Annotated in this window: 14 protein-coding genes and 1 pseudogene; 1 reads left to right on the top strand and 14 read right to left on the bottom strand. The window is 71.9% G+C overall.

All coding sequences use genetic code 11. The annotated features are described in order from the left end of the window. Positions 1-4 precede the first annotated feature (4 nt). From ABD369_RS08125 to ABD369_RS08100, 6 genes are all read right to left on the bottom strand, one after another. Entirely contained in the window at positions 5-796 is a 792-nt protein-coding gene (locus tag ABD369_RS08125; protein ID WP_344635561.1) for a DsbA family protein, read from the bottom strand. A 98-nt stretch (positions 797-894) separates the two neighbouring features. Then, a complete protein-coding gene (locus ABD369_RS08120) occupies positions 895-1,554 on the bottom strand; it encodes a hypothetical protein (RefSeq protein WP_344635560.1) in 660 nt (219 codons plus the stop codon). Positions 1,555-1,734: 180 nt separating this feature from the next. Beyond that, the gene (locus ABD369_RS08115; protein WP_344635559.1) at positions 1,735-2,223 is read right to left on the bottom strand and encodes a MarR family winged helix-turn-helix transcriptional regulator; all 489 of its coding nucleotides are present in this window, start codon (positions 2,221-2,223) and stop codon (positions 1,735-1,737) included. 166 nt (positions 2,224-2,389) lie between these two features. After that, positions 2,390-2,551 (bottom strand): nuclear transport factor 2 family protein, encoded by a 162-nt coding sequence (locus ABD369_RS08110; protein WP_425557556.1) that lies wholly within the window; start codon positions 2,549-2,551, stop codon positions 2,390-2,392. Continuing rightward, complete coding sequence (locus ABD369_RS08105; RefSeq protein ID WP_344635558.1) at positions 2,542-3,348, bottom strand: MBL fold metallo-hydrolase; 807 nt, start codon at positions 3,346-3,348, stop codon at positions 2,542-2,544. The genes ABD369_RS08110 and ABD369_RS08105 overlap by 10 nt, the downstream gene beginning before the upstream one ends. A 50-nt stretch (positions 3,349-3,398) precedes the next feature. Next, complete coding sequence (locus ABD369_RS08100) at positions 3,399-4,007, bottom strand: DsbA family protein (protein WP_344635557.1); 609 nt, start codon at positions 4,005-4,007, stop codon at positions 3,399-3,401. An 88-nt stretch (positions 4,008-4,095) separates the two neighbouring features. Between ABD369_RS08100 and ABD369_RS08095 the strand changes: the two are divergent. Continuing rightward, positions 4,096-4,299, top strand: a pseudogene (locus ABD369_RS08095) (adenosine deaminase); the annotation flags it as partial. A 28-nt stretch (positions 4,300-4,327) separates the two neighbouring features. Here ABD369_RS08095 and ABD369_RS08090 read toward each other — a convergent pair. The 8 genes from ABD369_RS08090 to dnaK form a co-directional block, all read right to left on the bottom strand. Then, complete coding sequence (locus ABD369_RS08090) at positions 4,328-5,125, bottom strand: DUF4389 domain-containing protein (protein WP_344635556.1); 798 nt, start codon at positions 5,123-5,125, stop codon at positions 4,328-4,330. A gap of 105 nt (positions 5,126-5,230) precedes the next feature. Then, positions 5,231-6,142, bottom strand: a complete 912-nt coding sequence (locus ABD369_RS08085; RefSeq protein WP_344635555.1) for a DUF2797 domain-containing protein — start codon at positions 6,140-6,142, stop codon at positions 5,231-5,233. A gap of 156 nt (positions 6,143-6,298) precedes the next feature. After that, positions 6,299-7,114 (bottom strand): ABC transporter permease, encoded by an 816-nt coding sequence (locus ABD369_RS08080; RefSeq protein ID WP_344635554.1) that lies wholly within the window; start codon positions 7,112-7,114, stop codon positions 6,299-6,301. Positions 7,115-7,131: 17 nt separating this feature from the next. After that, positions 7,132-8,004 carry an ABC transporter permease gene (locus ABD369_RS08075; protein WP_344635553.1) on the bottom strand — a complete coding sequence of 291 codons (873 nt, stop codon included), beginning with the start codon at positions 8,002-8,004 and terminating at the stop codon, positions 7,132-7,134. 3 nt (positions 8,005-8,007) lie between these two features. Continuing rightward, positions 8,008-9,210 (bottom strand): ABC transporter substrate-binding protein, encoded by a 1,203-nt coding sequence (locus tag ABD369_RS08070; protein WP_344635552.1) that lies wholly within the window; start codon positions 9,208-9,210, stop codon positions 8,008-8,010. A gap of 27 nt (positions 9,211-9,237) precedes the next feature. Continuing rightward, complete coding sequence (locus tag ABD369_RS08065; RefSeq protein WP_344635551.1) at positions 9,238-10,278, bottom strand: ABC transporter ATP-binding protein; 1,041 nt, start codon at positions 10,276-10,278, stop codon at positions 9,238-9,240. A gap of 168 nt (positions 10,279-10,446) precedes the next feature. Beyond that, the gene (grpE, locus tag ABD369_RS08060) at positions 10,447-11,001 is read right to left on the bottom strand and encodes a nucleotide exchange factor GrpE (protein ID WP_344635550.1); all 555 of its coding nucleotides are present in this window, start codon (positions 10,999-11,001) and stop codon (positions 10,447-10,449) included. Next, positions 10,998-12,860: a molecular chaperone DnaK gene (dnaK, locus tag ABD369_RS08055; protein ID WP_344635549.1), complete on the bottom strand. Its 1,863-nt coding sequence runs from the start codon at positions 12,858-12,860 to the stop codon at positions 10,998-11,000. Before dnaK ends, grpE begins: the two co-directional genes overlap by 4 nt. Positions 12,861-12,946: the final 86 nt, after the last annotated feature.

The raw sequence follows: 12,946 nt of genomic DNA, 5'->3' as shown, positions 1-12,946 counted from the left end.
CGGCTCAGCCCGCCGAGACGGTCTGCTGGACCAGCGCCTGGTACTGCTCGGGGCTGACGGGGGTGCCGCTGCCGTCGAAGACGTTCAGCGTCTTGCCGTCCAGCATCAGGGTGGGGGTGCCGCTGACGCCGCTGTCGTTGAACGCCTGGGAGACCTTGGCGGCCCAGGGGGCGTAGGTGCCGTCCTTGACCGCCTTGACGAAGGCGTCGGTCTTCAGACCGGGGACCTTGCCTGCCAGGTCGAGCAGGTGGTTGACGTCGCCGAAGCCGTCGGTCCGCTCGTCCGGCTGGTTCGCGTAGAGCACGTCGTGGAACTGCTTGAACTTGTCCGTGCCCTCGTTCAGCGCCGCACCGGCCGCCGCCAGCGCGTTGTGCGAGCCCTTCCCGCCGAGGTTGGCGTCCAGGAAGGTGGCGAGGTGGTACTCGATCTTGTAGGTGCCGTTGTCCGCGAGCTGCTGGACGGTCTTGCCGTCGGTGGTCTCCAGCCGCTCGCAGATCGGGCAGCGGAAGTCCTCGTAGATCTTCAGGGTGTGCTTGGCGTCGGCCTTGCCGTAGGTGATCACGGTGCCGTCCGGGCCGGAGGTGTTGGCCGGGGCCACCACTGGCCCCGCGGCGGCACTGCTGCCCCCGCTGTGCTGGCTCACCACTATCGCCACGCCCGCCGCCAGGGCCACCACCACGGCGGAGGCCACGCCGAGCACGACCCGGCGGCGGGTCTTCTCCGCCTTCTCCTCGCGGAGCCGCTGCTCGCGCAGGCGCTCGGTGGCCGACTTGTTCGACTTCTGCTGGTTGCTCATGGTGATGCGGTTCCTGTCTCACGCGGTCCGGATACGGATGGGCACGCTCCGGCGAAGTGCCGGGAGCGGCGGGGCCTGCGTGAGGTGCGGGACGGTGCTCAGCAGGCCGGCGCGAAGGCCGGCGGCCCCCGGCGGACGGCGGGGCGGAGCAGGACGGGGTCGGCGGGGATCCGCTCGCGGCTGGCGCGGGGGATCCGCAGCCGGAGCACCGGCCGGGCCGGGAGCGGGGCGCGCAGACGCAGCACCCGCCAGCTGCCGGCGAGCAGTTCGCCGAGCGCCCGGGCGACCGTGGCCTGGCCGCGCAGCGCGCGCTCGCTCTGCCGCAGCCACCAGGAGGCGAGGACGGCGAGCAGGACGTGCCCGAGCAGTACGGACAGACCGCCGACCGACGCCACCGTGGCCGCCGGATCGGTGAGGAAGCCGCCGACCGAACCGCCGCCGCAGATCAGTTCCTCAAGGCTGCTGCGGCTGCCGTGCAGCGCGGCCTCGCCGCTCGGACAGGTGGCCTGCCCGAGGTCGAACAGGACGTTGACCGCCAGCTCGGTCGGAAGGAAGAGCGCCAGGATCCGGCCGAAGCCGTGCTCGGCGCCGGAGCAGACGAACGCGACCAGGAAGGTTGCGAGCGCACCCCCGCCGAGGACGCTGACCGGCAGCGGCCGGCCGCTCAGCACCACCTGGCTCAGGGCAGCCAGCAGCACGACCAGGGCGGCGAAGATCGCGGCCCGGATCGTCCTGGACGCCTGGCTGGTTGTGTACACGAGTCCCGAGTGTGCCATGGAGAGGTGTCGGTTCGGAATAAGGGGGCCGCACCCCGGGGATGCGGGGAAGGGCGCTGAGCGTGAGGTGACCGCCCCGTGCTGAAGAAGGGGTGCGAGGCCGTGTGCTGGAAGGCCCGCGACCCGGTGCCCGGCGGTCACCGACGTCATGACCGAGTAGACCTAGCGCAGTGGCGGAAGCAGCGAGCGGGCATGCCGCCCGACCCGGTCGAGCGCGCCGATCATGGCAGTCAGCTCCTCGGGCGGCAGCGCCGCGTACAGCTGGCGATCGGTCTCGCGGACGTGGGCACGGGCGGCCCGCACCAGGGCAGTCTCGCCCTGCTCGGTCATCGAGACCAGCTGGACCCGCCGGTCGCTCGGGGACGGCCGGCGCTCGACCAGCCCGGCCTTGACCATCCGGTCGACCAGCCGGGTCGCGCCGCCGCTGGTGACGACCAGCCGCCCGGAGAGCTCGCTCATCGGAGCGCCGTCCGGCCGCTCGGCCAGGATCAGCAGGATCTCGAACATCGAGTGGCTGATCCCGGCCTCGCGCTGGATCGCGGTGCCGAGCTGGTGCTCCAGCAGGGCGGACGCGCTCAGCAGGACCCCGACCGCCCGGATGCGGGGGTCGGCGGCGGCCTGCGCCCCGCTGCTGATCTGCTGCTCCGCCACCGCGAGCCCTCCCTGGTTGATCGAACTGGTGCCCGGACCAATCGTCCCGGGCGGCCGCACCGGCCGTCCAATCGCGTAGGACCGACCAGCGATGCGGCCGGCACAACGACGCCGCGGGCCCTGTCGCCGGTCGGTCCAAGTACCGACGGACCGGGCGGGGCCGGCCTCAGGGCCGCATCGCGGCAAGCACCTCCGCGGTGTCCACGAACTGCTCGAACCGGACGATCAGACCGCCCCGGACCACGAAGTGGTGCGCGACCCGGACGTCGAGCGGCTTGCCGGCGGTGGAGAGTACGGCGGTCGCGGTCGAGTCCACGGTCAGCCCCACGCCATCTCGCCCTTGGCGACCTTCGGGCCGATCTGGGCCGCGATCAGCATGCCCGCGCCCGGGTAGCGCTCGACCAGTTCCTCGGTGACGGTGGCGCCGTCGGCGGCCGCGGGGAGCATCGCCTCGAAGGTCAGCAGGTAGTCGCGGGTCCAGGCGACGGCGCTGGGGTCGGCCGGCGAGCCGGGCAGCCGGTGACCGGGGACGACCAGGCGCGGGTCCAGCTCCTCGATCTCGTTCAGCTGCTCGATCCAGGCGGTGCGCTGCTCCGCCCGAGGCGTGTCCGCCGTCCAGACGTGCTCCCGCTGGAAGACCAGGACGCCGCCGAGCACCGCGCGGTGCTCCGCCTGCCAGAGGTAGTGGCGGTCGGGCAGCGCCGGGGCCCCGCCCATCAGCTGGAAGCGGTGCCCCTCCAGGTGGAGGTCGCCGGCCAGCGGCTCCAGGTCGACCAGCCGGGTCGGCCGGTTGGCGCCGACCGCCTCCCAGGCCTTCAGCTTGCCCTCGAACTTGGCCCGGATGTGGCTGATCACCGGTGCGGTGGCGACCAGCCGGGCGGTGGGGAAGGCGTCGGCGAGGACCTCGGCGCCCCAGTAGTAGTCGGGGTCGCCATGGCTGACGAAGACCGTCGTCAGCTCCTTGCCCGAGTCGAGTACCTCGGCCACCAGGCGGTGGCCGTCGGCCCGGGTGAAGCCGGTGTCGACCAGCAGCGCCTCGCTCTCGCCGGTGACCAGGGTGGCGGTCTTGTTCTTGCTGCCGACCGGGAAGTCCAGGTCGATGACCTTGAAGTCGAGGGTGCTCATCGGGATCTCCTGAGGATGGTGGTGGTCGACTCGTGGGCCGAAGCGGACGCTCAGAGCGCCGCGAGGCGGCGGTCCACCTCGGCGGCGGTGGCGTGGCCGACGGCCAGGACGGTGGCGCGGCGGCCGTCCACCGCGAGCAGGGTGGGGAAGCCTTCGACGCCGAGCCGCGCTGCCCGGCGGAAGTCGGCGGCGGCGTCGGCCGCGGCGGCGGGGGACTCGAAGTAGCGGACGACCGCGCCGGCGTCCAGGCCCGCGTCGGCGGCGACCTTCCGGTAGGTGTCCGGGTCGGAGAGGCTCAGGCCGTCCCGGTAGAAGGCCTGCTGCAGGTCGGCGGCAAGCTCGACGGCCCGGGCCGGTGCCGCCGAGCGCAGGGCGGCGAGAGCGCGCGCGGCGTCGTCGGAGTCCATCACGAACGAGCCGTCGGCGATCAGCCGTTCGTACGCCGGGCCGAACTCGACGCCGGTCAGCTCGGATATCCGGGCGTTCGCGCCCCGGACGTAGCCGAACTCCCGGATCGGCACCCGGCGGGCACCGGTGAACAGGCCGCCGGAGACCGCCTCGACCGGAAGCCCGGGGTGGCGGTCGGCGACGGTGGCCATGGTGCGGGCGAAGCCGTAGGACCAGCCGCAGTAGGCGTCGAGGACGTAGACGAGCTGCACGGGAAACCTGCCTCGAGAAGGGGGTGTGGGCGATTCACCTGACACAACAGTAACTGACTCGTCAGATATTTCCAGAGGGGAGAACTCGAAGTTCACCGCTGTCTACCGGCGGGCCCGCGAGCTCGGCCTGCGCGCGGTCGCGCACGCGGGCGAGGAGGGCCCCGCCGGCTACGTCGGGGAAGCGCTGGACCTGCTGGGGGTGGAACGGTTCGACCACGGGCTGCGGGCGATGGAGGGCCCGGAGTTGGTGGAGCGCCTGGTCCGGGAGCGGATTCCGCTGACCCTCCGCCCGTACGGCCCTCGCGGCAGTCGCCCGCCGCTCACGCCGCCCGCACCACGGCGGTGGCCGCGTGGAACTCCGTGTTCTCCTCGCGGTGGGGGCTGCCGAAGGAGGTGGCGAGGTCTCCGATCAGCCCGAGCACCAGGAACAGGGCGACCAGGAACCTGGCCGGGCCGCCCAGCAGCAGGGGGCGGGTGGCGGAGTGCGGGCCCGTCGGGGGAGCCTCGGGCGGCTCGTCGCCGAACAGCCGCTTGGGGTAGGCGGAGGTCAGCAGCAGGAAGTAGGCGTTCACCCGCATCTCGTAGCGCAGGGTCGCGGCGGTCGCCTCGAACAGCGGGCGCGGCATGCGCCCGAGGACCAGCACCAGCAGCCAGAAGAAGACCGCCAGGAGGTACCAGCCGGAGACGGCCAGGCTCGCCACGACGACCGCCGGGATGATCAACGGCAGTCGGAAGAACACGGCCAGGCGGTTGAGCCGCCCGGCCCGCAGCTCCAGCTGGACCGGGTAGTCCGGGGGCGCGTCCAGGGTGAACGGCGGGTACCGGTCGACCAGCAGCATGGTGGCGGCGTTCACCCGGGTGGCGTAGCCGAGGTACTCGGCCAGGAACCGGTGCACCGCCCTCGGCAGCCTGCCGAGGGCGAGGGCGGCGAACCAGCCGATCACCACCGTGACCAGGGCCGCGATCTTCAGCAGGAAGACCACGATGTACTGGGGGATCAGCAGCAGCAGTCGCAGCAGCACGGTGAGCCGGCGCTGCCGGTCGGGCCCGGAGATGTCGAGGGCGGGCAGCCACTCCACGGGGGCGCTGCTCGGCAGGGTCCATCCGGTGCTGGTCACGGCAGACCTCCTCCAGATCGCGTCCTGCGGCGCTGCCTCCATGATGTCGGCCCCGCGACCGGGCGGCATCCGTACGGCGCAGCGTGCCCGTCCCCCGTCGAGCTGCTAGAACAGCGCGTCCTGGGTGGTCGGCGCCTCGGGGCGGCGGCGCGGGCGGAGGCCCAGGCCGGGGCCCGCCGGGCGGTCGGTGGCGGAGAGCGTCCAGCCGGCCAGGCGGCGGGTGTCCAGCAGCAGGGGCACGCCGTCGGACTGGTCGAGGAAGAGGTGGCGGCCGATCGGGCGGCGCAGTGTCCCGGCCAGTACGGCACCGTCGGACAGGCCGGCGACCTCGCGGTACTCGGCGGGGGCGCCGTCCGTGAGTCCGAACAGCTCGACGTGGTCGGTGATCTCGCCGTCCGGGAAGCACTCGATGCGGTGGCCGGCCAGCAGCCGCAGCGCCTCGCCGCGCGCTTCGGCCAGGTCGCCGTGCCGCCGGGCGGGGCCGGGCAGATGCCACCAGCCCTCGGTCTTCGCCAGGCTGCGGTACCGCTCGCGTGCCAGACCCGCGCCGGAGAGCGTCAGTTCGGCGCGGCGGATGCCGGGCAGCGGGCCGCGGGCCAGGAAGGTGAAGGCGAGTGCGCCCTGTTCCAACAGGCGGCTGGTGCCGCGCTGTTCGGCGGTCAGACCGACCTTGAGCAGGCCGGTGCCGAGCCAGGCGAGGTAGAGCCGGTAGGTGCGGCCGTCGTCCAGGATCTGGTCGCGGGCGAGTGCGAGACCCCGGTCCGCGCTCTGGCAGGCCGGGCACTGGACGGCGGCGCCGTCCGGGTCGATGGTCGCGCCGTGCGGGCAGGGGCGGCGCTGCGGCTCGCCGGGGAGCCAGACGCCGGTGCAGCGGCGGGGGCCGGTGAGCAGCCAGCCGATCCGGTCGCCCGGAGCCACCGCGCGCTCGTGCTCCCGCTCGCCGTTGCGCGCGCTCAGATACGGGCGGCCACCGTGCCAGTGCAGCCCGTTGGCGGTCCAGCCTGCTCGCTCCCTCACCCTCACCACGCTACCCGCAGGCACCGACAGCCCCGGGGCGCGGGGCGGTCCCGGGAGGTGGGGCGGTGCCAGGGACTACCGGACGGCCCCAACTCACCCACGACGACATGGTGTTGATCCAGCGATGCGATGCCCGGCCCGGCGGCGCAAGGGCCCTCACAGGCGGCCGGCGGACGGGGAGTCGGAGGTGAGCCGCTGGGCCAGGTAGACCGGGACGACGGAGAGCAGGACCAGCACGGCGGCGACCACGTTCACCACGGGGGCCTGGTTGGGGCGGGCCAGGTTGGAGAAGATCCAGATCGGCAGGGTCCGCACCCCGGCGCCGGCGGTGAAGGTGGTCACCACGATCTCGTCGAAGGAGAGCGCGAAGGCCAGCAGGCCGCCCGCCACCAGGGCGCTGCGCACCAGCGGGAAGGTGACCAGCCGGAAGGTCTGGAAGCTGTCGGCGCCGAGGTCCATCGAGGCCTCCTCCAGCGAGCCCTGGCCGCGCCGCAGCCGGGCGACCACGTTGTTGAAGACCACCACGATGCAGAAGGTGGCATGCCCGATGATCACCGTCACCATACCGAGCCCGACCCCGAGCGGCCCGAGCACCGTACGGAAGGCCGTGTTGAGAGCGATGCCGGTGACGATGCCCGGCAGCGCGATGGGCAGCGCCACCAGGAAGGAGACCGCCTCCCGGCCGAAGAACCGGTGCCGGTGCACGGCGAACGCCGCCAGGGTGCCCAGCACCAGTGCGATCGCGGTGGCACCGAGCCCGGCCCGGACCGAGGTCCACAGCGCCTGCCGCGCACCGGAGTCGTCCCATGCATCGGCCCACCAGCGCAGCGTGAGACCGCTCGGCGGCCAGCCGAAGGTGCGGTCCGCGTTCACGGAGTCGACCAGGACCAGCAGCAGCGGTACGTAGATCACCACGAGCCCTGCGAACGCGGCCGTACGCACCGCGATCCGGGCGGCTCGGGACAGGTGCACGGTGGACTCCTCGGCGGTCAGAGGGAGTTGAGCGCGCCGCTGCGCCGGACGGCGAGCAGGTAGAGCACGATGACCAGCACCGGCACGGTGGCGAGCGCCGCCGCGAGGGGCAGGTTGAGGGTGATGTTCGCGTAGACCAGGTTGCCGATCAGCTGGGTCTTGCCGCCGACGATCTGCACGGCGATGTAGTCGCCCAGGCTGAGCGAGAAGGTGAACACCGAGCCCGCCGCCACCGAGGGCAGCACCAGCGGCAGCACCACCGAGCGGAGGGTCCGCCAGGGCCCGGCTCCGAGATCGGCGGAAGCGTCCAGCAGCGCGGGCGGCAGCCGCTCAAGACCCGTGTAGACCGGCAGGATCATGTACGGCAGCCACAGGTACGCCAGTACCGCGACGGTCGCGCCGAGCCCGAACCCGGGGGAGTGCAGGCCGAGCGGCCCGCCCGCCCAGTCCAGCAGCCCGCCCTCGGCCAGGATGCCGCGCCAGGCGTACGCCTTGACCAGGTAGCTCGCCCAGAGCGGGGTGAGCACGGCGACCACCAGCAGTGGACGTATCCGCGGCCGGGCGACGTGGGCCATGTAGAAGGCGATCGGGAAGGCGATCACCGCGTCCAGCACGGTGACGGCGACCGCCGTGCCGAGGCTGCGCAGGGCGACCTGCCGGTAGACGCCGGTGGTGAACAGCTGCTGGAAGTTGTCCAGGTTCCACACCCTGACCACGTCCGAGGTGAACGGGTCGGTGGTCCACAGCGCCGAGCAGAACAGCACCGCGAGCGAACCGAGGTACGCCACCAGCAGCCAGGCCGCCGGGGCGCCGAGCAGCAGGGTGAGCCGCAGCCAGGGCCGGCGGTGCAGACCGCCGGCCAGCCGCTGTGCGGAGGTCGGTGAGCTCACCGGTCAGCCCTTGATCGCCGTCCAGGCCTGCACCCACTGCGCGTACGGGACGCACGTGGTGTCGGTGCGGCCGTCCAGGCACTGCGGGACGGGGGTGGCCCAGAAGTGCACCCTGCTCCAGTACGCGGTGTCACCGGCGTGGTAGGTGGTGCAGAAGTTCTTGTCGGTGGTCTGTTGGCAGGCGAGCTGGTTGGCGGGGGCCTCGCCGAAGTACTCGGCGACCTGGGCGTTGACCTTGGGGGAGGTGATCCAGTTCAGCCACTGGTAGGCGCAGTTGGGGTGCTGGGCCTTGGCGTAGACCATCCAGGTGTCGGCCCAGCCGGTGGCGCCCTCGGTCGGGAGTGCGGTGGCCACCGGTGCGCCCTCGCCGACGGCGGTGTTCACCACCACCTGCCAGGAGCTGCCGATCACGGTGTTTCCGGACTTGAGCGCGGAGGCGGCCTTGAGGTAGTCGCTCCAGTACTCGCCGATGTTCCGGTTCTGCTGCTTCAGCAACGCCACGGCGGCGTCGAACTGCTTCTGGTCCAGTGCGTACGGGTCCTTGATGCCGAGCTCGGGCTTGGCGGACATCAGGTAGACGGCGGCATCGGCCAGGTAGATCGGCGAGTCGTACGCCGAGATGTGCTTGGCGTAGGGGGAGTCGACCGCGAAGACCGAACTCCACGAGGTGGGCGCGGGATTGACCTTGTCGGTGCGGTAGGCGAGCAGGTTGGCGCCGTAGCCGTGCGGGATGCCGTAGGCGACGCCGTTCACCGAGTTCCACTTCTGCATCTTCTGGGACGGCGAGATGTCCCGGTAGTTGGTCAGCAGCCCGGTGTTGACCGGCGCCGCGTCACCGGAGGCGATCAGCCGCAGGGAGGCGTCGCCGGAGGCGGAGACCGCGTCGTACTCGCCGGTCTTGATCAGGCTGACCATCTCGTCGGAGGTGCCGGCGGTCTTCGCGTTGACCTGGCAGCCGGTCTGCTTCTGGAAGGGGGTGACCCAGTCCACCTTGGGGTCGTTGGAGCCGTTCTCGGCGTAGCCGGCCCAGGCGATCAGGTTGAGTCTGCCCTCGCCAGGGCCGATGGCCTTCTGCGCCTCCAGCTTGGGCGGGTTGAACCCGCTACGGCTGCCGCTACCGCCGCCGGTCGAGCCGGAGCAGGCGACGGCGAGGGCCAGGGCGCCCAGGGCCGTGACTGTTCGGATGGTCCGCGTGATGCTCCGCATGGTCGGGTTCCGTTCGGTTCCGTGGGGTCAGTCGGACGGGGATACCTGGTAGTCGTGGGTGCGCTGCCAGAGCAGGGTGATCCGGGAGCCGGGTTCGGCGGGGGCGGCGTCCTGGGGCTGGAGGACGGTGAGCCGTCCGCCGCCGTCGAGGTCGACCAGCAGCCGGGTGCTGTGGCCGAGGTAGCCGCGTTCGGTGACGGTGCCCTCCACGGCGTGCTGGCCGGCGCCGGGCGTGGTGCCGGCGGGCGCGACGAGGATCCGCTCGGGGCGGATGCTGTGGGTGCCGCCGACCCCCAGCAGCCGCCGGGACTCCTGCTCGCCGAGCAGGTTGGAGGTGCCGACGAAGGAGGCGACGAAGGCGGTGGCGGGCCGCTCGTACACCTCGGCCGGGGAGGCGACCTGTTCGATCCTGCCCCGGTGGAACACCGCGATCCGGTCGCTGAGTGCCAGCGCCTCGCCCTGGTCGTGGGTGACCAGGACGAAGGTGATCCCCACCGACCGCTGGATCTGCCGCAGTTCGACCTGCATCTGCTCGCGCAGCTTGAGGTCGAGCGCGCCCAGCGGCTCGTCCAGCAGCAGCACCTTGGGCCGGACCACCAGCGCCCGCGCCAGCGCCACCCGCTGGCGCTGGCCGCCGGAGAGCTCGCTCGGACGGCGGTCCTGGTAGCCGTCCAAGCGGACCTGGTGCAGGGCCTGCCCGGCCCGATCGGCGCGCTCGGCCCGGGGCACTCGACGGACCCGCAGCCCGTACTCGATGTTCTGACGAACCGTCAGGTGCGGGAACAGCGCGTAGTCCTGGAAGACCGTGGTGACGTCGCGCTCGAACGGTGCGAGGCGGGTGACGTCGGTGCCGCCGAGGTGGACGGTGCCGGCGCTCGGGCTCTCGAAGCCCGCGATCAGCCGCAGCACGGTGGTCTTGCCGGAACCGGACGGGCCGAGCATCGAGAAGAACTCGCCGTCGGGGATCTCCAGATCGACTCCGGCCACCGCCTCCGTGTGACCGAAGGACTTCCGTAGGCCGGAGAGGCGGATGGCCGGAGCGGTGACAGCCTGCTGACTGCTCGTCATGCTCGGTTAACTTATGGAGTCACAGGTCAAATGGCAATGATCCGGAGGCACATGAGTCACCTGTGCCCCGGCCGAGTGAACCGATCCGGTCACGGGCCCGGCATTCTCGCCAACACCCTTGCCCGGTAGGTGCGGTGATCACCGCCCGTGCGCGCGGCGCGACGGCCGTCACCCGTGCTCGGGCGGTGCGGTGACCGTCACCTGGGCAGGGCGCAGCAGATGGCCGCCGACCCGGTAGCCCGGCCGGTGGACGGCGGTGCAGACGGGGGTGGCCGCCTGCGGGGAGTGGAGGTAGGTCAGGGCCTCGTGCCGGGTGGGGTCGAAGCGCTCGCCCACCTCGCCGAACGGGAGCAGGCCGAGTGCGGCGAGGTGCTCGGTCAGCTCGTCCGCGACGGCCTGGAACCCGCCGGTCACCTCGCCGAACTCGCGGGCCCGGTCGAGGGCGTCCAGCACCGGCAGCAGGCCGAGCAGGACGTTCGCCACCGCGATCTCCCGGACGGCCAGCCGGTCCCGCCGCACCCGCTTGCGGTAGTTCTCGAAGTCGGCCTGCACCCGCTGGAGATCGGCGGTCCGCTCGGCCAGCAGGGCCGTCAGCTCCTCGGGGGTCGTCGGCACCTCCTCATCGGCGCGAGACCGGACGGGCGTGAAGTCGGGCTCGGCACGGTGCCGGGCGCCGCAGAGCACCAGTTCGCCGGAGCGCTCGCCCTCGTGGGAGTCGTTCATGGGGACGTCCCCTTCGGCCGGTCCTCGTCGACGATCTCGGCGTCCACCACCTCGTCCTCCCTGGCCCCGCCGGCGCCGCCCTCGCCCGCCTGGCCGCCTGGAGCCTGAGCCTGGGACTGCGCGTACATCGCCGCGCCGATCCGCTGCGCCGCCGTGCTCGCCCGCTCCAGTGCGGTGCGGATCGCGGCGTCGTCGGTGCCCTTCAGGGCCTCCTTGAGCTCGGCCATGGGCTGCTCGACCTCGCTCTTCACATCCTGGGGGATCTTGTCCGGGTTCTCCCGGATCAGCTTCTCGGTGGTGTAGACCAGCTGCTCGCCCTGGTTGCGGGTCTCGGCCGCCTCGCGCCTGCGGCGGTCCTCCTCGGCGTGCTGCTCCGCGTCCCGCATCATCCGGTTGATGTCGTCCTTCGGCAGCGCGGACCCGCCGGTGACGGTCATCCGCTGCTCCTTGCCGGTGCCGAGGTCCTTCGCGGCCACGTGCATGATGCCGTTGGCGTCGATGTCGAAGGTGACCTCGATCTGCGGCAGGCCGCGCGGCGCGGGCGGCAGGCCGGTCAGCTCGAACATGCCGAGCTTCTTGTTGTAGGCCGCGATCTCGCGCTCGCCCTGGTAGACCTGGATCTGCACGGACGGCTGGTTGTCCTCGGCCGTGGTGAAGATCTCCGAGCGCTTGGTCGGGATCGTGGTGTTGCGCTCGATCAGCCTGGTCATGATGCCGCCCTTGGTCTCGATGCCGAGGGACAGCGGGGTGACGTCCAGCAGCAGGACGTCCTTGACCTCACCCTTGAGCACGCCCGCCTGCAGCGCGGCGCCGATCGCGACGACCTCGTCCGGGTTGACGCCCTTGTGCGGGTCGCGTCCGGTGAGCTCCTTCACCAGCTCGGTGACGGCCGGCATCCTGGTGGAGCCGCCCACCAGGATCACGTGGTCGATGTCCTTGACCGTGATCCGTGCGTCCTCGATCGCGTGGTGGAACGGCGTCTTGCAGCGTTCCAGCAGGTCGGCGGTGAGCTGCTGGAACTCCGCCCGGCTGAGCCGCTGTTCCAGGTGCAGCGGGCCCTCGGGCGAGGCGCTGATGTAGGGCAGGTTGATGGTGGTCTCGGTGGCCGAGGACAGTTCGATCTTGGCCTTCTCAGCGGCCTCGCGCAGGCGCTGCGAGGCCATCTTGTCCTTGGACAGGTCCACGCCGTAGCCGTTCTTGAACTCCTTGACCAGGTGGTCGACGATGCGCTGGTCCCAGTCGTCCCCGCCGAGGTGGGTGTCGCCGTTGGTGGACTTCACCTCCACCACACCCTCGCCGATCTCCAGCAGCGAGACGTCGAAGGTGCCACCACCGAGGTCGAATACCAGGATCGTCTGCTCGTTCTCCTTGTCCAGCCCGTACGCCAGCGCGGCCGCGGTCGGCTCGTTGACGATCCGCAGCACCCGCAGACCGGCGATCTCGCCCGCCTCCTTGGTGGCCGTCCGCTGGGCGTCGTTGAAGTAAGCCGGGACGGTGACCACGGCGTCGGTGACCTCCTCGCCGAGGTACGCGGAGGCGTCCCGCTTCAGCTTCTGCAGCACCCGGGCGGAGATCTCCTGCGCGGTGTACCGCTTGCCGTCGATGTCGCCGGACTCCGGGAAGTGCCAGTCGGGTTCGCCCATGTGGCGTTTGACCGAGCGGGCGGTGCGGTCCACGTTGGTGACCGCCTGGCGCTTGGCGACCTCGCCGACCAGCACCTCGCCGGTCTTGCTGAAGGCCACCACGGACGGTGTCGTCCTGGCACCCTCGGCGTTCGGGATCACCGAGGGCTCGCCGCCCTCCAGGATGCAGACGACGGAGTTGGTGGTACCGAGGTCGATACCGACTGAGCGGGCCATGTCCGCGCTCCCTCCCTGGGAGGTCACCTCACCCCATTCTCGCGCGCACCGCGGGTACGGTCACGCCGTGAGTGGCGAACGGGTCG

The sequence above is a fragment of the Kitasatospora cystarginea genome (assembly GCF_039533515.1).
Classification (GTDB): domain Bacteria; phylum Actinomycetota; class Actinomycetes; order Streptomycetales; family Streptomycetaceae; genus Kitasatospora; species Kitasatospora cystarginea.
The sequence above is the reverse complement of the archived record's forward strand: the minus strand, read 5'-3'. Positions and strand labels throughout refer to the sequence as shown.